The sequence below is a fragment of the Sphingobacterium sp. KH_072 genome (assembly GCF_057837975.1).
Genome location: NZ_CM174457.1, coordinates 3077538 through 3101055, shown reverse-complemented (window position 1 = coordinate 3101055; position 23518 = coordinate 3077538). Strand labels below are relative to the sequence as shown.

The following is a 23518-nucleotide window of genomic DNA, read 5'->3' as shown; positions in this document are numbered from 1 at the left end:
TAATTAAAATGTAACCTCTAAACCGACTGTAAATTTGCGTGGTATAGGGTAGCCATTACCGCTATATTCTCCGTATTGATTGATGGATTCTGCATCAGGAATTTTTCTGGAAGCTTGCCAAGAAGCGACATTTTGCACTAGCCCATAAACACGCGCTCCTTTGATACCTATTCGCGAAGCGAATGCCTGATTGAGCGAATAATTCAAGATGATATTTTGTAGACGGATATAACTTCCAGATTCTAAGAAGAACGTTTGTGCGGAAGTATAGTAATAGCGATAGGATCCCATGTCTATCTTCGCATACTCGGCTTGATCACCACTTTGCTTCCAGATATTATAGCGATCTAGGTCGGGATAACTTTTTGCGGCGAACTGGAAATTGTCAAAGACTGTAGCAAAAGCATCTGCTTCAAATAAATTGAGCACATCGCGATCTAATGTGAAATTTAATAAAAATGATAAGCTGAAGTTTTTGTAAGATACTACGTTGTTCCACCCACCGGTCCATTTAGGATTAGGGTCTCCCATAGGCAACTTGTCTGGGTTAATGCCATCACGGAACGAATCTATGTAGTAATCTCCATCCAAATCCTTTAAGTGAAACATACCAGCGCCATATGGACCGCCATTTCCGTAGAGATCTCCGGTGTAAGGATTTGTCGGTACATCGTTTATAGTAGAATACACACCTAAATTCTGGAACAAATAAAAGGCATTGATCGGACTACCAACTGACAAAATATGGGAAGCGTCAAACCGGTCGCCATTCATCACCAGATCGCGTCCGCCATTAGGTAACTTCATGATCTGATTTTTATTATAGGATATATTAAAGTTAGAACGCCAATTTACCGGACTCGAAGACGATAATGGATTCATACCGATCACCAATTCGGCACCATAATTTCTAACACCAACCGAATTGGTGGTGGCGAAATCATACCCCGTATTAATCGGTAACTGCACCGCAAAAAGTTGGTTATTGGTTTCTTTATTGTATATATCTGCCGATATGCTGTACTTTCCGTTATACAATTCGATATCTGTACCGATGTTCCAACTCATCCCTTTTTCCCAAGTGAGATCATCCTGAGCAACTCCACTCACAAAGTTTGGCGTGATCGCTACAACGCCGTTGTAGCTCGGTGCATTGGCACCGCTATAGGTACCCGCATTGAGCCGGTAGGTATTATAAGATAAGTAATTTTGACTAGGCAGATTTCCGGTCGTTCCATAACTAGCGCGCAGTTTTACCAAAGAAAATTTATCATTATCCTCCATGAAATTTTCTTCAGATAGTAGCCAAGCGGCAGATGCGGAAGGAAACCATCCGAAACGATTATTCTTACCAAAACGAGATGATCCATCTGTTCGTATACTTCCCGAAAAGATGTATCGACTATCGTAATCATAGCTCACTCTGGAGTAATAGGATAATAATCCCCATGCTTGATAGTCTGAGTAAGCCGTCATATAGTTTTGGAGAAAACCTTGTACTACCTGGATCTGATCCGAATTGCCATTCCAGCCTTCGGCAGAGCTTTCCTGATACGTATCGTGTACGATATCTTGGCCCACGAGCATGGTTAAGCTATGTTTGCCAAACGTGTCGCTATAATTCAAGTAATTAGAAGAAAGCCAGTTTTGCTGCGCCGAATTCCATGCAAATGCCGAATTTCCTCGATAATTATTCAATGCGCTAGGCCTACTCATATCTCTCCGTCCCGTATTATATTGGTAAGCCGTCTGAGAAGTTAGCGTCAGCTTGGGTAGTAGCTTAATGTCAAGATTTAGATTAAAGGTTAATTGATTCGTTAAGTTTTTGTCCAAATTTTCATCATACAATCCTGTGTAAAATGCCTTTCGAGTATCAGATAGTTCAAAAAGCGATGAAGGCATATTGGCAGATCCTAATGGTAAGGGGCTCACACCATTTCCGTTACCACGAGCTCTATCCATATTGGTATAGGCGATGATGGGATTAATCGTTATTTTGTTGTTTAAAGCCCTGTTCATCAAGTTTAATCTGGTGGATAACCTTCTGAATCCGGTAGCTTTGATAATGCCATCTTCGTTGTAGTAGTTTGCACTAAACCGATAGGTAGAACTTTCGCTGCCGCCGCTGAGGCTTAAGTCTGCATTATTCACTAAACCCTTTTGATAAAAAAGATCTTGAAAATCGGTGTTGCCATCGAATGCCGGATTCAAACTATCTGTTAGCAAGCGAGGGAGGTTGATTTGCTCAGCATAACTCAACTGATTTCTAACAATATCCATTTTTTGCCGTCTTTCGGCTGCTCCCAGTGCGACAGGTCGTAAATCTGGGCGCATGGTTAATCCGGAATATCCAGACACCATCACGACTGGTTCTCGATTTGTACCTTTTTTCGTGGTGATTAGAATAACGCCATTGGCAGCTCGCGATCCATAAATAGCCGCTGCAGAGGCATCTCGGAGTACAGAAACAGATTCGATATCGTTGGGATTTATTCCGGCCAAGAAATTGGTACCCGTACCGGTATTCAAGTTGGTGTACTGCTCTGTCGGCTGCGGTACACCGTCTACGACATAAAGCGGACTACTTAAGATTTGCGCTTCGTCAAAATTGTTGCTTAGTCCCGTACTACCTCGCACGTAAACGGTCCCCATACTTCCTGGAGAGCCCGAAATGTTCTGCACATTGACACCGGGCAATCGTCCCTGAAGGATCGATTCAAAACTCGCCGCCGGTATGTTTTCAAGCTCTTTCCCAGAGATTGTCGACATGGCCGCTGTATTCTTTTTACGTGATACGCTTTGGTACCCGATAACAACAGTTTCTTCCAAATTCGAAAACTTCTCGGTGATTTGGAATTTTAAGACTGCTTCGGACCCTATGGTAAGGCGACTAGATTCGTACCCTACCATACTTGCTTCAACAACTTGTCCCTTTTGGCCAGCGAGTTGAAACGTTCCCTTTTGATTGGTCTGTGTTGTCAATTGCGTACTTAAATTTTTGAGCGTGACGCCAGGAATTGGTTGGCCTGCACCATCCTGAACGACACCCGAAATTTGTTGCGCACAAACATTAACAGACAGGAATAAGAGAGCTAATAATAGACCTGCATAATTCATAATATTTGTAATTTTTGGTTTGGTTAATTAATAAGCTAAACTAACTATTCATCAGAATGATGATCAACCATATTTTAGCAGAAGTAAGCTCAATTGTAACTCGTTTTGAGTTAAATATTACGGGTGTATTAGGTTGGTAATAAGGGTTTAGTGTTAATATTGTGTTGGATTGGGTTAAAAATTGATTACATGATTTTGTCTGCAAAATGCAGGTGTTTAATTTTAATAATTAAGATAAAATTATAACTTGATTGTTTGCTTTTTATAGAAAATAACTGTTCTTAAAATCTCCTTAAACAAATATTAATGACGTTCTTTACCATATCGCATACTCATTAAAATTTGCGCATTATGATCGATATAAAACAATATATAGGTAGCCCCAATCTCATGCTATTGCATAATAACATTTTTCAACCTTGGGAATTGATCGATACTTTAGAAAGTATATTATTACTGCATATAGCCAACTTAGGAAATGATTATGTGATAGCGAATAATATGGCCATACATAAGACAGCAACTATTGAACAGGGCGTTACACTTAAAGGCACAATTATCATATCTGAAAACTGTTTTATCGGTGCGCACGCTTATTTACGAGGACCGATTTTTTTAAGTAATTCCGTAACGATTGGGCCCAGTTCTGAAATAAAACAATCAATTATATTCGATCATTCGACAATAGCTCACTTCAATTTTATTGGCAATAGCATACTTGGGCGACAGGTGAATTTTGAAGCGGGATCATTATGCGCCAATCATTATAATGAAAGAAAGGACAAGCGAATTATGGTCAAGCATAAAAATCAGATTGTCGACACTAACACTGAAAAATTTGGCTCTTTGGTGGGTGATCATTCTAGAATTGGAGCCAATGCCGTCTTGTCGCCGGGAACGATTTTAGAACCAAATAGTGTTGTAAAACGGCTTGAATTAGTAGAGCAGGTGAAATAGCGGTCAGTAAAAATACAATTATGAAAAAAGGCCATCTGAAAAAGATGGCCTTTAGTTATTTCAATTATTGTTGCTTTGCCCACCAAAGTGGGGTTAGCACGGCATCTGGTCCACCAAGTGCACTTACTGCCTGTGTGTATCCTGCATCGTTGGTATTACGGAAGGTTGATGGATAATTCACACGCTGTGGAAAGAACTTTATGCTGCTAGTCATAAAATTATTTGCATTTAAATCTGGCATAGTCACGATCGGTTGCTCTACAGCAGGGTTCTCGAAGAATGGTAGGCCAAGACGACGGTGGTCACTCCAAGTTTCCAGTGGCAAGTAAGGATTTTGCGCAATGAATTTTTGTGTGATGATTTTCGTTAATTGATCATTTCGTATCGCACCATCACGGTACAAACCATTGGATGGATAGCGAATCTGCACGGTTCCTGCCGTACCCGTTTCACCATCCACAAACTGCATAGGATGCGTACTGCCCGGCTCTACGTTGTGTGTCCAGCTAACTGATGTTCCGACACGATTGTATCCCGTGCTGGCTAGATACGCCGCTGCATGTGCTGAAAGATTCCAATAAGCGAAATTGGCAGTTACACCGGCTTCATACGCTGCCTGTGCCGACATCGGTACAGCCCAGCCACGCACGGCCGCTTCTGCGATTAAGAAATTTGATTCCCAGTTGGCAAAGAACACACGACTATTAGTACCATCTCTAAATTTATTCACCAAGCGAGGCATAGCTCCAGCCCATGATCTGACTTGATTGCGAGCACCTTTAGCTGCCCAATCGCCCGGCGCAAAAGCATTCCAAGTAAATGAAGCATTGATGGCGCGGTACGTGCTCGTTCCATCTGTATTTAGCAAATTACGCGTCGTCGCACGAGCGGTAGCCTGATCAGGGTTGAAATTGAACTGCGCATTATTGAAATCCCCCGGAATTGCAAAGCTCGCATAAGCACGTGGATCGATCACCGCTGGTAAACCATCCAACCAATATCCGGCGGAAGGATCATTCGTAGCAGTAGCAAAGTGATTTGGATAATGTATGCCTATATAATTTTCTGGTTTGATGTACGTGCTGTATGATGCTCCCAATGAAGTAGCCGTCGTAATACCGCCTAGTCCAATGTACAAATTATTCAAAGTAGAACTGAGTTGAAATGGATTCCAAGTACGGGTCATCACACCGGCCAATGAACTGTAGGCGGTGCCTAACTCTGCTACGTCAAACATATCATCGGCTGCCGTGATGTACGGTTGAGATGCCGCAGCTTCAAATTCGCTTCTCGCTTTGGCTGCATCGACCTCCGACATGCGCATCGCTAAGCGCATGCGCATGGAGTTAGCGTATTTTTGCCATTTGGCAAAGTCGAAGCCGTAAGCCGGATCAAAACGACGAGTATCAGAAGGTACCGTAATGGAAAGATCTAAGGATTCGCTTGCTTCACGTAGTTCGGTTAGTAAGTAGGTATACACCTCTTGTACGCTAGAGTAGCTAGGATTTTCACCTTGCCAACCATCTAGCGGAACTGGACCAAAGGTGTCGCTAAGTTCACTTAATAGATAAGCACGCCAGATTCTGGCCACTTGCAACATATTGTTGGTATGTGGCACTTGAGTGCCTGCTGCTATGCGTTGATTGGCCAAATCTACGGCTGAATAAATGCCGGCTAACCAGCCAGACATATAACTTCTTCCGTAGTAATCGGCAGACCAGCCGTCGTTGTGGGCACCATTCACAATGCCACCACCAAATTGCTGGCGGCCAGCCGTTTTCCAATACAAAACAAACACACGCTCGGCAATGTGCGGATCTTGCTGGGCACCGACAATAGAGCCATTAATAAAATATTCTATCTGCACCTGCTGGTCATTCGCACCGTTAGGATCAATATTTAATTCCTCGAAATCTTTACAAGAGGATAGTAATGCTAGTGAAGCGAGCATACTCATCATCCCCTTTTTTATAGTAATTTTCATATCAATATCTATTTAATCGTTAAAACCCTAGTGAAAAACCGAAAATGAATGAACGCATTGTTGGAGGTGCACCATTTTCAAATCCAATGGCATTGGAGCCGGTCGCAAAGGTAGATTCCGGATCGATACCATCCATCTTGCTGTGAATCATCCATACATTATTGCAGGAAGCAAACACACGCGCGCTTTGAAATACGGAGCTACCCAACATTTTTCGTGGGAAGTTGTAGTTTACTTGTATGTTACGTAAGCGGATGTTGGTAGCATCACGAAGATACTCTTCATTGATACCCAGATTATTGGCAGTAGCTACCGCTGCATAATATTGTTGTGGCGTAACAGCAATATCATTTTTGGTATAATTGCCATTAGAGCCTATGACACCATCTACGACAAAGCTCTCTCGCATTCCACCTGGTGCTGTGATTTCTGCCGTACCCACACTTTGCATACCACGATGTGTGCCCACATACATTAATCCACCAAAACGAGCATCCACTTGGAACGACAAGCCAAAGTTTTTGTAGGAGAAGTTATTAATCACGCTAGCCATTTCATTTGCCTGTTGTTCTCCCAAATATTCAGGAGTTGCTGATCTGGTTGGAAGTCCTTGTGCATTGAGCAACAATTGACCATGATTAGGATTTCCAGGATCGTTTACGCGGTTGATACGATGTCCCCATATTTCCCCATATTTCCCACCAGTTCTCGCGATAAAAGCTAAATCATCGAACCCACCAATAGGGTAGGTGTTTACATCTAATTGAGCAGCAATATCGTTTACGGAGTTTACATTGCGGCTCAAGTTAAAAGTAGCATCCCAGCGGAATGAGCTTTCTCGATCTATGATATTCGCATTCGCCATCAATTCCCAGCCCTTATTTTGAATATCTCCACCGTTGATCTTTCTATTGGCAAAACCACTGGCTGGATCTAGGTCCAAATTCATGAGCTGGTTAAAGGCATTTGATTTGTACCAGCTAAAGTCTAACGTCAGTTTGTTGTTGAACAAACGCGCTTCTGCTCCAAACTCAATGTTACGGATTAGCTCACTACGTACGGTAGCATCGAAAGCAGTGACACCCGTGTTTGCTGTTACATTCCCATTAGGATCGCCACCAATCGAGTAAACATTGTACAATTGGTATGGTTGCATATCATTACCTGCATCGGCATACGAAGCGCGAAGCTTCGTAAAATTGAGCCAAGATGGCAGATTGCCTCCAGCTTTTTCAATATGTTCGCTAAGTACGTAGGATAAGTTAAATGATGGGTAAGAAAATGATCTATTTGCTCTGCTCAAGGTAGATGTCCAATCATTCCGCAATGTGGCCTCTAAGAAGATAAATGCATCATAATTCACACTCATAGCACCGAATACGGAGTTGATCTTACGTTCGGAGTTAAATGGCAGAACGGTAGCTGCCCCAACAGAGTTACCTGGCGTAAACAAGTTCGGAATTTGTAATTGACCCACATTGACATTCAAACCGTTAGATGTTTGATGCATTAAGTTACCTCCAAAGGTAGCGCTGCCGCCGAATTTGCCAAAAATGTTATCTTTTTGGGCAATTAATAAACCTTGATAGTTGGTCTCGCGAAAAGTGTCTTTCCCAGTACTAAAACTACCATTTCGCGAGGAAGGTCCTCCGGCGCGTACGCGGCTTTCCAAATTATTGGTGTACATATCTGCACCCGCTTTGAACTCTCCTTTCAACCAATCAGTAAATTGATAACCCAATGATCCATTCAATAGAAAGCGGTCACGCTGATCTTCGTTACGGTCGTTATCCAGTCTCCAATATGGGTTGAAGGTAGCTGCACCACCTCGGTACCAAATCATCTCGCCAAACTCATTGACATTGTCTTGGAAATCCAAAATATTTAACGTTCTTGGAAGCATTTGTAATGCATAGATACTGCTCCAATCGCGCCCGTTTATCGGACGGTTGACACCTTTTGTATTACTGTATTGCACTTTTACATCTGTAGACCATCGTTCATCTGCGCCAAATTTACTGCCCATTCGAGTCGTCAAGTTGGTGCGTGTAAACCGGTTTGTAGGCAGAATGCTACGATTGTCTAGGCGATTGATAGCCGTGTACACACTGGTATTACCATACTGCTGCTGAAAAGCCACATTGTGATTTTGGGTCGTTCCATTTTGTAGGTACGCATTCAAATTGTCGCGAGCAGAGAGTGTTTCTTCTTGCCCGTTCCATTTGGTCACCGTCTGGCCCTCAATGCGTGGTCCCCAGCTTGATGGGCTCGTCGGGTCGAATGCTCCTGCATCACCTTGTGCGAATGAATTTTGGAACTTTGGTTGCATGAAGATCGTTTCGACGCCCATATTGGAAGATGCGGTAATGCCCAATCCTGCTTTAGAACGACCTGATTTGGTCGTAATTAAGATAACCCCGTTTCCTGCGCGCGTACCATAAAGTGCTGCGGCAGATGCTCCTTTTAGAACCGTCATGGTTTCAATATCATCTGAACTAATATCGCCCAGACCATTACCTCGATCTAAGCCTGCGCCGAAATAACCATTTTCTGTCGTTCCTGTAAAGTTGTTCATTGGAATACCATCCACCACAATCAGCGGCTGATTGTCTCCAGTAACAGAACTAAATCCACGAAGAACAATTTTAGCAGAACCTCCGGCGCCATTACTAGAGCGAGCTACTTGCAGGCCAGCGACCTTACCAGACAAGGCATTGGCTAAGTTGGCTTCCCGTGTTTCCAACAATTCAGATCCTTTAATTTCTTGTACGGCATAAGCCAAGGACTTGCGTTCACGCTTAATACCTAAAGCAGTAACAACGACTTCCCCAATGTCGCCGGTACCTTCGCTTAGTAATACATCTTGGGTGTTTGATGTAGCCATGACTTCGCGTGCCGAGTAGCCTAACCTTGAAAACCGAAGTACAGAGCCGTTGGCGGCTTGAATGCTGTAGCTACCATTGGCATCTGTTTGAGTTTGCCGACTTGTCTCAGTAACACTAACTGTAACGCCAGCGATTGGTCCATTTGCATCTGTTACCCTCCCAGTAACAGTTTGCTGTGCAAAAGCGGCCGATATGCTACATAGCATAACGAGCAGCATAGTGCAACAGGTGATGTAAAATTTGCTCATGTTGTAATTATTTGGTGTAGTTAAGTTCTCTTATTATAACCGCTGATAATCTGCGTTCTCAATCGCTAAGCATGCCCCACCTAATAGTTGCGGGTATTCAATCTCCGACATCGAAAATTGTGTCTGCATCCGTAGTCTTTCAATAGTATACTTACGCAAAGAAGTCTGGATCGTGCCCGGCAGGATATCTCCTAATCGTGCTCCACGACCACTCAAAATGATATGTTCTGGATTGATGATGTGAATCAACGTGGCCAACCCTTTACCAATTGCGTAAGCGATGTGATCGACAGCCGACAGCGCCAATTGATCGCCCTTTTTGGCCGCGTCGATAATGCATTCGCCTGTTATACGTCCGTTCTGTGCATATTCTTCGGCGAGCAGCGATGGCTCACCCTGTTTCAATCGATCATGCGCATAGCTAACTGCCGACAAAAGCGATGCGTCTACTTCCAGACAGCCGCGTTTTCCACAAGAGCACAATGTGCCTTTGTCAGAAAGTGGAATATGACTGAATTCGCCGGCGAAGCCACTATGTCCGCGAAAGAGTTTACCGTCGATAATCATCCCTAAGCCGATGCCCCAATTCAGATTGACTACGAGCATATCTTTTGATGCTCGCTGCCGACCAAATCGTTTTTCTGCGATGGCAATAGCAGCAGAATCATTCTCTAGTAAGGTTTGTATTCCGAACGTATTCTCCAGAAGATTCTTAATATTATGAAATGGATTGTCTGCGGGATAAGATGCGTTAATACCGTATTCAGCATTAACAAAGCCCGGTGCAGTTAGTCCTATTGCGAATATTTTCCGCGTTCCAGCGCTTGCTTTTACATCGGTTATTAATGCAACGAGGTTTGTGTATGCATCAGCATCACTCAAGGTATTTTTGATCGTCATGACTGAGCCAAAATAGCTGTGGTCAAAATTCAAAAGTGCCACGCTGCTATAATATTGATCGACGGCTACCGATAGAATTAAAGGAAGATCATTGATTGTCAGTTGATATTGTAATGCCCGTCTGCCGCCAGTCGAAGGAGCTAAGCCTACAGTGTTTATGATGCCTTCAGTAGCTAATTCTTGCAGTATTTTGGTGGTGCTAGGAATACTCCGATCTATGGTCGAGGCGATTTCGCTCACCGATTGTAAGCGTTGAAAGCATAGAGCCTTCATAATAGATATTTTGGTCTGACTCACGGGCATATTGTCTTAGCGTTAAAGACTATTTATTAATAACGGTTGTAACAAATCTATTGATAAATCTCGCAAATCAATAAGGGTGTTGAAAATATTTAAAAAGTTTATGACTTCATGCGTGGGAAATTTATATAGTATTTGATTTTAGCTAATGATTACTAGTGTTTTGGTGGTGAATCATTAAAAATAATAGTAAATTAGTTGATTATTGCTGCGATTGAGGTGTTTTTTTAATTAAAATTACTCCATAAAACGATATTTAAATGAAATTAAATATTTTTTTGCTGAATCTGTGGTCTTTTAAACAAAAAAAGGAGCATCTTTTGATGCTCCTTTTTACAATTCGATGTGATAAATGCTATAAACGCTTTATCCGGATGTTTCGAAAAAATACTTCCGAACCATGGCCCAAGAAACCAAGGTGTCCTTTCTTATTTTTCAATCCGGGATGATCTTTGCCATCTAGCGTACCGTTTTTAGATGCCTCGGCCAGGTCGCCATCTAGTATCACGATACCATTCAGCGTAACCTTTACATGATTACCTTTTACATAGATTTCCTGCGTATTCCATTCGCCGAGCGGTTTCAATCCTTCTCGTTTTGCCGATATGATTCCGTAAGCAGAACCGTGGTATTGATGTTCTTTTAGATTTTTGTAGATATCGGCATCATTATCCAAGATCTGGATTTCAGTGCCTACATAAGCCGCGTCACCCTCTAGCGGTGTACGGATGCCCACACCGTTGTTTGCACCCGGTGTTAGTTTGAAATCAAACCGATATACAAAATCGCCGAATTCTTCTTTGGTGTACAAGTTTTTGCCAAACTTAGCATCTGGATTAGCGCGCAAGTAACCTTCTGGTGTGATTTCGTAGGCCGTAGATTCTGTCCAACTTTCGAGTTGCGTACCATCAAAGAGCATTTCGAAACCTTCCTGCTGTTCAGCGCTAGTTACTTTATATACTTCCTTACGTGGCAACTCTTTCAGGTAAATATCGCGATACCAAACTTTTGAACCATGCGCTTGCAATTCGATCTGTTCCAGCGGGAAGATCGGTTGGTTGCGATCCCAATAGTTTTCTAATGTGGTACTATCTACCACTTGCTCACCGTTTAACCACACCCAAACTTTATCGCCCACCATCTTAATTTTAAACGTATTCCATTCTCCGAGCGGATTATCGGCTACTTTCAACGGATCTTTTGCGTGCGTTTTGTTGTTGTACAATCCACCAGAGCCCACTTGTGCGCCGACATTTACGCGAGAGATATCCCAGATTTGAACTTGCGGCGTGCCGCGAAGATAAATCCCAGCATCTGGTTCTTCACCTTTCGGATCCAGTTTCCAATCTACCAATAGTTCAAAATCACCGTAATGTTTATCGGTAGCGATGTTATCACCTTTTCCACCAAAGACTAGCATGCCATCTTCGGCCTTCCAGTTGGCACGCATCTCCTGATCAGCGGCTGCCTGCTTTTTGGCTAATTCCTGAGTAGACATCGCATGGCGCTTGATCGGGTCTTCAACTAAACCTTTCCAACCACTCAAATCTTTGCCGTTAAATAAAGAGACATAACTTTCTGTGTTAGGCATTTCTGCCAAATGACGCTCAATGGCAGCAGAAAGATAAGCGCTTTCGTCACCAGCCAGATTCACGATGGCCTGAGTTAGCATTGTTTTAACTATTTTGCCGGTAAATGCGCTGTTATCCAGTGCAATGTTCATTACTGTGCCAGTCGCAGCGCGTTTTAAATCTGGATCAGTCAGGTATTGGCCGGCAAAGGCCAATGCTTGAAAAGTTCCTGTGGCCTGCAGATTTTGTAGGATCATGCGCTTTTGTGCAACGCTTTCTGCTTGCGCAAAGGCATCTTTCAGATACAGCGTTTTCTGATCGGGCTTGGCCGCGCTACGATTGACTTGCTTCACCAATCCAATCAACACCACATCCAACGATGTACCTTTCTCCGCACGAGAAAGCGTGATCAAGGTCGGTAGGGCAATTGGCTCAGACCAGTTCGCTAATGTTTTTATGGCGATCTCGCGATTCGAAGTGTTGTTAAGCGCTTGTTGTACTAGCGGCAAAGCGTTTTCATCACCGACGCTGGCAAATACCGGAAATAGGTAAGCGACATGTGCTACATCTTCTAAAGAGATATTTGATGCGAGCTGTTGGACGCGCTCTGATTTATCGGAGCGTGCTTTTAAGGAAACAGTTAGTGCGTGCTGTACCTGAGGTAGATCTTGCTTAGAAACGGTGTTTAAAAGTGATAAAAGCGTGTCCAAATCGTCTGCACTAGCTAAAGCTGGTAACGTTTTGTATGCTGCTTTGCGCACGAGCGAATCACTAGATTCGAGTAGCGGTAGTACAGACTGCAGAGATTCTTTATCCGAACGAGTAGCTAGAAATTGCAACAAGATTACCTGCGTGGATGCATCTGCATCAGGTAATGCTTTGTGCACTGCTTGCACCGTTGTGGGATCTTGCGCGCTTAAAAGCAGATCTTTGATCGCCTCTTTGCCTTGTTGATCTACCTGCGGAATTTCTTGGATCATTCGATTCGTGGCTGATGCATTATCCAATTGTGCTAATGCATGCAGAGCGGCCACCTTCGGGCGACTTTCTTGGCTATTCGATAAGCTATTTTGAATGGCTTTGGCATATTGCGCGTCGCCCTGTTGACCAAAGTAATCGAATAGGCTTTCTTGCACATCAGGCGAGGCGTTTTTTAGCATTTCAATCAAGGTACGACTTTCTTTTTTCGTGCCATATTCCGCTAATAATTGCAGTGCAATACCACGGTAGGTTGGGTTAGGCGATTGGATTCCAAGAAATATTTCTTTCTTGGCTTTGCTTGAGTTGATCGCAGCGTATAAAGCCAGCGCTCTTCCTTTCAACGCGGCCGATTTCGTCACGTTCGTTTGTTGGAAGACCGTATTTATTATTTTTTCTGCCCCTTTTTTGTCTCCTTCCGCTAGTCGGTTTGCCGCATAATCTAAGCTCAGCGAAGCCACGTTTGTCGGCTCATAAGCATATCCGACTTCTGCGGCCTTATCCAAAAATAGTTTTTCGGATGCGCTGCCAGCGATCTTGCTGAGTGCAATGTAGGCGTTGCGACTAAAAGTAGCGTCAGTATACTGATCGAGGCTGGCAAGGATGTTGGCTTCTGCCTGTTTCGCTTTAAGATCACCTAAAGCGGTGATGATAGCGGCAGCCTGTTTCTCGCTTTTCGCGCTCTGCAAGGCATTGGCCAATGCCTCCACCGCTTCTCTAGTGCCAATAGCATGTAAAACTAATGTAGCATCATCCACTAAATTATCGTCCGATAGGTAGGAAGATACCACCGCTAGACTTTCATTATTTGCTATCTTTTTCAACAACTCCAGTACAAAGGATTTTTTCTCCTGTTGTTGCAATTGGCCAAGGCTAGTGCCCAATCCTTCGACGTATATTTTACGCTGGCTTTCCTTGCCATCCTGCATCACGTAATAAGCATAGGAGTTGAGCGCGTAGGTGATCGGGGTGATATCGGTGTTTTTCTTTTCAATTTCTTTTACCAACGTCGCTATTTCAGCTGCTGTAAAATGTTCGAGCTCCTGCATCGCGGCAGAGAATGCGTCTAGCTCTGCAGCAGGCTGTTGCATGAGCAAATCTGCAATTTTAGTGGTCGTCGTACGATCTGTTGGCAGCTGCGCATAGGCGGCGGCGTGCAGCAACAGGAATGATAATATATAGGTAATTCTTTTCATGAGAGTCTTTTAAATAGTCCAAGGTCCACGCATCGGTTGATTAATCAGGCGATTGGCACCTGGATCACCTACAAACTCTTGCTTGTCGGAATCATAATGTAAGGTGCGATTCAGTCGTAAAGCTGCCAACCCAAGGTTGACGAGCGTCGCCGAATAGTAGCCATTTTCATCGTTGAGCGCAAACTTCTGTCTTGAGCGACAAGACTCTAAGAAATCGTCGATCTGCGGCGCAGGATCTGGATATTGTGACAGCTTCCGTTCCAAGTCTGGAATGTCGGAAACAAAACCTTTGAATAGCTTTCCGTCTGGCCCTTCGATGTACGGTTTTCCTACTTCTGAGCCCGCTCCATCTAATATGATTTGGCAACCATCAGCGTACGTGTAAGTGATTTTTCGCCACGTGCCTACCGCATCATAATGCTGTTGCGGCGCATCGACTTCTATTTTGATAGGACTCTCCTTATCTTTGCCTAAAAAATATTGTACAGGATCCAAATAATGTTGTCCCATGTCGCCCAATCCGCCACCATCATAATCCCAATAACCACGAAACGTGGTATGCACGCGATGTGCGCTATACGGTTTGTAAGGAGCTGGCCCTAGCCACATATCATAATCTAATTCTGTCGGAATTTGTTCTTCGGGCAGATTTTCATTGCCCACCCAGTAAAACTTCCAGTCGAATCCTGTATGCTTACTGATCGTCACTTTTAGTGGCCAGCCCAACATGCCAGTATCGACCAGTTTTTTGATCTTTTTGACGGGCACTTGCATACCATAAAAATCGCGGTCGTATCTGAACCAGGTGTTCAAGCGAAACATATTGCCATGTTGAGCGATGGCTTCTTTCACTCTTTTTCCTTCGCCAATAGTACGCGTCATCGGTTTTTCGCACCAAATATCTTTTCCTGCACGAGCAGCATCTACGGACATGATACCGTGCCAGTGAGGCGGTGTCGCGATATGCACAATATCCACTTTTGCATCTTGGATCAGATCTCGATAATCTCGGTATTCCGTCGCCCGATCTTTTAATTGTTTTTGCGCTAGTGCCAAATGCCGCGTATCGACGTCACAAATAGCAACAGTTTTGGTGCCGGCATATTCAAAATGCCCGCGGCCCATCGAACCTACTCCAATAACTCCTTTCGTGAGGTGATCGCTCGGCGCTAGAAAACCATTTCCGCCCAGCACATGTCTTGGTACGATGGCAAATGCCGCTGCTCCAACCAGCGCTTTCTTAATAAAATCGCGTCTTATTATTTTACTTGATGTCATGTTTTAGATATTTATCGAACATGGGTTCGTTTACTATTGGTATAGAAGTAGATTATACTAATTGAAGGTATTAAGATAGATAAAATATCATGAAATGTTACCGAATCCATCGTAACACGGCTGTGACTGGTAGGTGGTCGGAAGCATAGTGCTCTTGCACGACTTGATGTGATACCACTTTCCAAGAATCCTGAATTCTGGTTAAGATAAAATCAATGGTTTTATTGGGGTTAATGACTGGAATGGTGAAGTCACAGTCGGTACAGGTTGGGCGAAGTATTTCCCCTAGTAATGCAAAAGGTTCCTGATCTGTAGTCATGTTCAGATCGCCAGCGATCAGCATCGGATGTTTATTATTTGCCGCGATATCGGCTAATTCCTTTGCTTGTAAGCTGCGGTTTTGCGGATCTCTTTGCGCATCCAAATGCGTCGTAGAGAATGTGATGGTTAGATCAGTACCCAAGTTGATATCAATCGTAACCAAAATTCTCGGTTCGGCTTTGAAGCTTGCCACGGATGATAAACGGTGTATCTGCGGATTGGTAAATGGTCGTTTAGAAAGTATCGCTTGCCCGTATTCGCCACCATCAAAATCAATGGCTTTCGCAAAATAATAATGCATACCTAAGGCTTCCGCGATCAACTTCGCTTGGTCAATTTGTCCGCTTCGTTTGGTGCGTACATCCACTTCTTGCAATGCCACCAGATCGGGGTTTTCTTGGCGAATCGTTGCTATAATCGCTTTTAAGTCGATTACATCAGGCTTACTCGGTGGATTGGCATGGTGAATATTGTACGACATGATTTTCAAATCCCCCGTTGGTGAATTATTGATTTGCTGTTGTGCCTTTCCACAGTGAATTGTAGAAATTAATAGAAGACATAGCCCTAAGAGATAGTTGATTTTGCGCATATCGGTCTTTTTTTGGAGATGAGTACATAAATACACGGCTGCTCGCAGCCGTGTATTTTATAGTTAACAAAATGGAACGTTACCAACCTGGATTTTGTCCCAAATTAGGGTTACGTTCGAATTGCGTCTGCGGCACTGGCCACAGATAATTTTTCGGACTTTCAAAAGCACGAGTCCATTGCACTAATAAATATCCATCGGTGCTTTTTCTGTAGGTAGACGCGCTCAACTGCGGAAACCAACTGGCTTTCACGCCTTCAATATCGCGGCCTAATAATTCTCCTTGCTGCCAACGTCTTACATCAAAATAGCGGTGGCCTTCTAATGCCAGTTCGACACGGCGTTCGCGGCGGATTTCTGTACGCACATCCATGCTATGCTGCGCCATAAAACTTAGGTTCATGTGTGTCATCCCAACGCGGTCGCGCAATAGATTAATTGATATGTCCAAATCGGCTTGCGTCAATTTATTTTGTTCTAACCGAGCTTCGGCATAGTTAAGCAATACCTCCGCGTAGCGCATGTGATGGATATCATTATCATCTCTAGTCACCAACGCTACGGCAGATGGTTCCACGTATTTCTTGTAGTAATAACCCGTGGTGGTAACCGATCCGCGCCCATCTTGGCTAAATTTGGGAACTTGAAAGACCGTTGGATCTTGATTTTGTGCGATTGGCCTGCCGTCGAAGCGGCCACCCCATTTATCACCTGGTACCAAGATCGTTTGCGTCATGCGGGGATCTCTATTTTTAAATACATCGGCATAGGTGTCATCCTTGTACAGCGGAGATTTATCAATCGGCAATCCATCAGCACATAAGTAAGATTCTACCAACGAACGTGTGGGCACAAAACGTGCAAACTGATCTGGCACTTGAATTTCTCGGCTGAGGTTGTGCATAATTACATCGGTGAGGTGCATACGAGCAAAAATGGTTTCTTTGTTTCGGCCTCCGGCCAATTTACCGGCACGAGTAAACAATTCCCAGTAATTTTTTTCCGGATTGCCCGTGTTGTACAGTTCGTACACACCCATATCCATCACCGCCTTGGCGGCTTGCTCCGCAATATCATATCTGCCATAAGTAAGCGCAATGCGCGATTTCAAGGTCAACGCTGTTCCTTTGCTTACCCGACCCAGATTTTCTCCCGTCGGTATCGCACTTGGTAATGCTGCGGCCGCAGCATCCAGATCCTGCAAAAGAAAATCCACCACCTCCGATTGTGGCGTGCGGTCATCGTATAATTCCGGATCATCTGGATTCAAGGTTTTGATGAGCAATGGAATATCGCCGTAAAACGAAGTCAAAAAGCTGTAAGCCAATGCACGGATCACGCGTACTTCAGCCGCTAGTCGCTCTTTAGCACCCACTTGGTTTTCTGTTGCTCCTGCATAGTTTTCCAAAAATGCATTGCATTCCCGTACATCGCGGTACATATTGGCCCATTCACTGTTCACCGTTGGTTGGGTTACGGGGAATACGCCAGAGCCAATATCCTTGTACTGATTACTACTTGGCCACATGGTATTTTCGCCCATGTTTTCCATGTCTACGAAGTTTTTGGCTTTTACACGAGAATAGATAGCGGTAGCCGCCATTTCAAGATGTTCCTGTGTTTTCCAGTAGGTTTCGTTTACGATTTCATCTTGCGGCACGCGATCCAAGAAGTCGCTGCAACTGGCTAAGCCAATCAGGCTGATAGCCGAAAATGTATATAGGAATTTGCGGTATTTTTTATGTTGTAATGTCATTGCCTTCTATCTTAAATTTAAATTGATACCAAATACAAACGTTTTTACTTGCGGATAATATCCGCCGGTATTGCCGCTTGGCACTTCTGGATCATAACCATAGAAAAAGTCGGTTTTTGTAAGCAGGTTATCCGCTGAAGCATACAAGCGTAATTTGCTGACGCGAATGCGATCCATCCACTCTGGCGAGAAGGTATAGCCAATCTGTACATTTTTTAAACGTAGGTACGAAGCATCTTCTATCCATTTGGATGATATACGGGTATTGTGGTCGCGCAAATACACGAAGCGTGGGTAAGAAGCATCTGGGTTGTCTGGAGTCCAACGATCGAGATGTACCTCTTGTGGTAAAGCGCTATTGTTGATAAATACATGGCGTGCATTGCCGGCTAAATAACCATCTACTTTACCGACACCTTGTAGAAAGAAACTGAAATCGAAGTTTTTATACGCAAAATCGCCACGGAATCCATACGTGTATCGCGGAATATCACTTCCTAATACATGACGATCATTTCCAACGGTAATTTCTGTAGCATCTGGATCTGTTGGAACATAGATCAAATCACCAGGACCGACGAGGTCACCACGTTGGAACGGAAAGTTAGGCACAAGACGACCATCGACTGTGCTAAAATCACTTTCTTGTGCGATACGATCTACTTTAAAGCCATAATATGCATCCAAAGGATGACCTACTAAGCGAACGCGATCACCCAGATTTACCGCATAATCATCTAAATGCGTAATTTTATTTCTCACGTCCGAAAGATTAAAGTTAGCACGATAGCTAAAGTCGCCGATGTGATCTTGCCAACCAAGGACGACTTCCCAACCTTTGTTTTGCATGGCGCCGGCATTCTGAGAAGGATAACCCGAGCCCACACCAATCACATCCGGTAATGGTGTGTTGAGCAATAAATCGCGTGTGTTGTTTACAAAATAATCTCCTGTTACAGTCAATCGTTGTCCCAGAAAAGCCAAGTCAACGCCGATATTCATTTTCCCCGAAGATTCCCATGATACGAGCTGATTTGGGATGAAAGACTGACGGAAGCCTACTCGTCCAACGTTGCCAATTGGATTGTTAGAATTGACTTGTGCAGAAGAAAGGATGGCCATAAATGGATGATCACGACCTACGCGGTCATTACCCTGTGTTCCATACGAAAATCGAACCTTACCGAAATTCCAGGTGTCGCGCAGGCTTTCGAAAAAAGCTTCTTCCGTAAATACCCAACCCGCAGAGAAAGAGCCAAACCAATTCCAACGCACATCTGGATGGAATCGGGAAGAACCATCCCGACGGAAATTTCCTTCCAGGAGATAGCGACCTTCGTAATCGTAATTGACTCGACCAAAGAAAGACATCAAAGCATTTTGACTGCTGGAACTTTCATTCAATTGATTTTCAGTACCCAAAGCCAATGATGGTAGATCGACTGGAAGATGCGTACGTGATGCCCCAAAATCTGCTCCCACACTTTCTTCTAGAGAATAACCTAACAAGCCTGTTACGTGGTGTTTTTCTTGGAAAGTGCGATTGTAATTGACGGTTCCAATAAACGTTTGGTAGGTGCCCGAATAATGCTCCATGCTAACTCTGTTAGGGAAATTAGTTTGGTAGATTAACTGATCATCATCTGGACTATAATAATTGATAGTCTTCAGTAAAGTGGTTCGCTTCGAATTATATTTCACCAGTCCATATTGACCTTTTAAATCCAAACCTTTTGCGATATTCAGTGTGGCAGCTAGATTCGCCGTGATCTCTTGGGATGTAAAACTATTCGTTCCGCCATCGGTGGCAATAGCGACTGGATTACTCTGGCCGCCGTGATATGCCCAACTGTTATTGGTAAACCGAACGGGCACTAATGGGCGAATTCCTAAGGCTGCAGAAAGCGCTCCTGTTCCCGAGGCGCTGCCATCATTCGAGCGATCTATATAACCCAAGTTTCCATCAATTTTCAATCTTTCGCCGATTTGGGTGTTCAAGCGAAGGCGTGCATTATGGCGATGAGCTTTAAAATTATCGCCAACCACTAATCCACCTTCGTTTAGATAGCCATACGAAGCATAAAACTGTGTATTGTCACTTCCGCCATTCAGACTTAGATTGTGATTTTGCTGTGGTGCACTGGAGCGGTATACTTCATCGATCCAATTCGTGTTGGCAAAATAGTTGGGATCGCTTCCATTACGTGCTATCGCAATTTGTTCTTCGGTGTAGGTCGGGTTTGTGCCGGCATTAATGTTGGCTTCATTTTGTAAAGTCATGTAATCTGCCGATCCTAGAAAACTTGGTAAAGCAGTAGGAGTTTGCTGGCCGAAGTAGCTGTTTAGGCTGATATTAGTTTGCCCGGATTTACCTTTTTTCGTGGTCACAATAATGACCCCATTCGCTCCGCGCACTCCATAAATGGAAGAAGAAGCGGCATCTTTTAATACCGAAATACTTTCTACATCATCCGGATTTAGAATATTGATATTGCCTCCCGGAATACCATCGATCACGATCAAAGGATTCGCATCTCCCCAAGTACCAACGCCACGAATACGAAATTGTGGTGCGCGATTGCCTGGCGCCGTACTTCCATTACTGCGAACGGTAAGGCCGGGCATTTGCCCCTGCAAACCAGTTCCGATATTGGCGATCGGTCTGCTTTCTAGTGCTTCGCCTGAGATAGAACTAACCGATCCCGTTAGGTTTGCTTTTCGCTGCGTGCCATAGCCTACAACCACGACTTCATCGATATTATCATTTCCGGGTTGCAAGATCACGCTCATCTCGCCCGCGTTTGCCGCGGCTTGTTCTTTTGTCACAAAGGAGATATGCTTAAAAACCAATGTCATATCTGGCTGAGCTACGCTTAGGCTAAATTGACCATTTTTATCTGAACTGGTGTTTTGTAGCGGTTGGCCTTTGATCGCAATATTTACGCCCTCTACCGGCTGTGCAGCTTGGTCGCGTACTACACCAGAAATGGTGTATTGTTTTGCTGCCTCGCTGCGCTTTGTGGCGCCTTGTGTGCGACGAATCATGATGTAATCATCAAAGATTTTGTAATCCAAATTGTGCTCACGCAAGAGCACATCCAAGCCCTCGATTAGTGCTACCGATTGTAGGTTAGTCGCAGGAATATAAATATTTGCGATCTCGGAATTGTCGTATACGAAGCGGTGTGAAATTTGCTTTTCAACCTTGGTTAACAACGTGGTTAATTTGGTTCTTGGTTCTTTCAGGGTGAAATGCTGTGCGTAGCTCGTAGCGCCCACATGGGTTATGGATAGCAAAAGTGCTATCGCAACATATTTTGTAATTTCTAGGAATCGATAAATTATATTTTTACGACCTCCATGTACATTCAAATCAAAATGCATACTTTTAAATTGATCTTTGTTCGTTAAATAGGTGATTGGTACAGTTGCTTTGGGAGCAGATCATTTTGTCAGAAGGTGTTGCTGCATCTTCTGGCTTTTTTCAAGCGTACCCCAGTGATTTCATTGTTGACTTTCTTATTTCATAGGCTTAGGGATTTTTTGACATTCACAGTGAGGTTTTTATTGTTATAGGTCGCTTTTAATCCCAGATAATCTAACATTTCTAGCATTTGCGAAAGTTTTACGTTCCGTGATATGGTACCGTTGATTTCTGTATGTTTCCGTTTTCCTGCAATCTTCACATCGATATCATACCAGCGCGCCAGCTGATCGGCAATCAATTGTACATCCGCACGGTCAAAATGGAAATAGCCATCTTTCCATCGTACGAGATCCTTTACGTTGGGATTGTGCACCGTTTGCATACTGCCGTTTGCCGCGATGGTGGTCAATTGATGAGGCTGCATGTGCACACTGCCCGATGATGTCTGCAAGCGGATCGCACCACTCAATAAAGCCGCTGTTGTCTGCTTCGCATCATACGCATTCACATTAAACTTCGTTCCTAAAACTTCGATTTCTCCAAATTGACCTGCTACTACAAAGTGGCGGCTGGCTGATTTAGTGACTTCAAAATACACTTCGCCGGTCATTTTGACGAAGCGATCTCCAGTGCCCATATTAGAAGCAAAGCTGATTGACGATTCGGCATTCAACCACACCTTGGTTCCGTCGGGCAACAAAAAGTTAATTTGTCCACCGCGAGGTGTTTTTACCGTATGCTGTTCTACTGGTGCATTTTCAGCATGCGTGTACTGAATTTCCCCTGTTTCTAAACGAACGATAGAGAATGTTTCTCCCATTTCAATCATGCCGACACGATTGCTATCTAATGGTATGGCTTTTCCATCTTCTGTCAAGAATAAGGCGCGATTGCGACCGGGCTCGATGTCTTCCAGCGTGATATCCGCCTGCGCGATAGGTTGCTGGCTCAGCTCATGATTACGATAGGCAGAATATATGAATGTTGCTCCAAAACCTATTAACAGTAGCGCAGCTGCAGCGAAAATCCATCTTAGTATTTTGCGTGATGCTATTCTCTTGTTGGTATATTGATTTTTGTTGCTATTTTCCGCGATGACGTTGCCAAATATTTGCTTTGATTCTGTGGGAGAGAAGGGCTGTGTAACGGGTTTATCTTTTTCTATCGTTTGCTTCCAGATCTGTTCAAACAAGGCTTCTTGTTCCGACGTAGGAATATGGGCGGAAAGATGGTCGAGGCGGATCAATTCTTTCTCGGTAATCGTTCCGTAGATTTGTTTCTGTATTAAATAAATATAATCGTTTTTCTCGTTTGGCATGTTTGGGTGTTAAGCTGATGCTGTACACCTAGAGGACAACGCTACTCGGAAAAAGGGGGTATTAGAAAATAAGAAAAGTAAAAAAAAGACTGACGATGGAATCGCGGTGCTTGTTAAGGTAGCTCTTGATAGATAGGCGCGCAAGCTGTAAATATTTTTTTACGGATTCGCGAGATATATTCATTTCGGTCGCGATTTCTAAGTATTTCTTACGTTTGAATTGACAGAGGATGTACGCTTTCTTTTGCTGTGCTGGCAATTGTTCAATAGCTAGATCTATCCAGGGCAAATACCGCTCTTCTTGGCTCGGCTCATCTGCCTCTTCTGCCCAGTGATCTTGCTGCTGCACATAATCTATTTCGAATTTTGCGCGTCGTATATTACGACGCAATTCATTTAATGACGCATTGCGCGCTAATACAAACAGGTAGCCTTCTACGTTGGTAAGAGATAGGATGTTTTCTCGCTTGTTCCACAAGGTCGTAAATACATCTTGCAACACTTCCTCGGTCTGGCTTTTGTCTTTTAAAATGTGAAATACTTCAGTAGCCAATCGTTCGAAATGAGCCTCGTAAAAGTGGGCAAAAGCTAACTCATCGCCTTCGGAGATGGCCGTCAGATTTTGCTGCGTGTGATGTCGCTTTAGTATCGCTTTCATGAGTAGATCAGGCATCACAAAAGTACCATTAT

12 protein-coding genes are annotated in these 23518 nt (G+C 43.8%); 1 reads left to right on the top strand and 11 read right to left on the bottom strand.

The annotated features are described in order from the left end of the window. Positions 1-3: 3 nt before the first annotated feature. Positions 4-3117, bottom strand: a complete 3114-nt coding sequence (locus AC3IRT_RS13880; protein ID WP_489393810.1) for a SusC/RagA family TonB-linked outer membrane protein — start codon at positions 3115-3117, stop codon at positions 4-6. A 351-nt stretch (positions 3118-3468) separates the two neighbouring features. On the opposite strand from AC3IRT_RS13880, the gene AC3IRT_RS13875 reads away from it, so the two are divergent. Beyond that, positions 3469-4074 (top strand): DapH/DapD/GlmU-related protein, encoded by a 606-nt coding sequence (locus AC3IRT_RS13875; RefSeq protein WP_489393809.1) that lies wholly within the window; start codon positions 3469-3471, stop codon positions 4072-4074. Between the two features lie 64 nt (positions 4075-4138). Here AC3IRT_RS13875 and AC3IRT_RS13870 read toward each other — a convergent pair whose 3' ends face one another. The 10 genes from AC3IRT_RS13870 to AC3IRT_RS13825 form a co-directional block, all read right to left on the bottom strand. After that, entirely contained in the window at positions 4139-6058 is a 1920-nt protein-coding gene (locus AC3IRT_RS13870) for a SusD/RagB family nutrient-binding outer membrane lipoprotein (RefSeq protein ID WP_489393808.1), read from the bottom strand. A gap of 19 nt (positions 6059-6077) precedes the next feature. Beyond that, a complete protein-coding gene (locus AC3IRT_RS13865; protein ID WP_489393807.1) occupies positions 6078-9191 on the bottom strand; it encodes a SusC/RagA family TonB-linked outer membrane protein in 3114 nt (1037 codons plus the stop codon). A 33-nt stretch (positions 9192-9224) separates the two neighbouring features. Then, complete coding sequence (locus AC3IRT_RS13860; RefSeq protein ID WP_489393806.1) at positions 9225-10364, bottom strand: ROK family protein; 1140 nt, start codon at positions 10362-10364, stop codon at positions 9225-9227. A 382-nt stretch (positions 10365-10746) separates the two neighbouring features. Continuing rightward, positions 10747-14136, bottom strand: a complete 3390-nt coding sequence (locus AC3IRT_RS13855) for a DUF1080 domain-containing protein (RefSeq protein WP_489393805.1) — start codon at positions 14134-14136, stop codon at positions 10747-10749. A 9-nt stretch (positions 14137-14145) separates the two neighbouring features. Continuing rightward, positions 14146-15414: a Gfo/Idh/MocA family oxidoreductase gene (locus AC3IRT_RS13850; RefSeq protein WP_489393804.1), complete on the bottom strand. Its 1269-nt coding sequence runs from the start codon at positions 15412-15414 to the stop codon at positions 14146-14148. 97 nt (positions 15415-15511) lie between these two features. Then, a complete protein-coding gene (locus AC3IRT_RS13845) occupies positions 15512-16327 on the bottom strand; it encodes an endonuclease/exonuclease/phosphatase family protein (protein ID WP_489393803.1) in 816 nt (271 codons plus the stop codon). A gap of 79 nt (positions 16328-16406) precedes the next feature. Then, the gene (locus tag AC3IRT_RS13840) at positions 16407-18083 is read right to left on the bottom strand and encodes a RagB/SusD family nutrient uptake outer membrane protein (protein WP_489393802.1); all 1677 of its coding nucleotides are present in this window, start codon (positions 18081-18083) and stop codon (positions 16407-16409) included. Between the two features lie 6 nt (positions 18084-18089). After that, the gene (locus AC3IRT_RS13835; RefSeq protein ID WP_489393801.1) at positions 18090-21467 is read right to left on the bottom strand and encodes a TonB-dependent receptor; all 3378 of its coding nucleotides are present in this window, start codon (positions 21465-21467) and stop codon (positions 18090-18092) included. Positions 21468-21607: 140 nt separating this feature from the next. Beyond that, positions 21608-22828 carry a FecR family protein gene (locus tag AC3IRT_RS13830; RefSeq protein ID WP_489393800.1) on the bottom strand — a complete coding sequence of 407 codons (1221 nt, stop codon included), beginning with the start codon at positions 22826-22828 and terminating at the stop codon, positions 21608-21610. A 61-nt stretch (positions 22829-22889) separates the two neighbouring features. Further along, the gene (locus AC3IRT_RS13825) at positions 22890-23486 is read right to left on the bottom strand and encodes an RNA polymerase sigma factor (protein WP_489393799.1); all 597 of its coding nucleotides are present in this window, start codon (positions 23484-23486) and stop codon (positions 22890-22892) included. Positions 23487-23518: the final 32 nt, after the last annotated feature.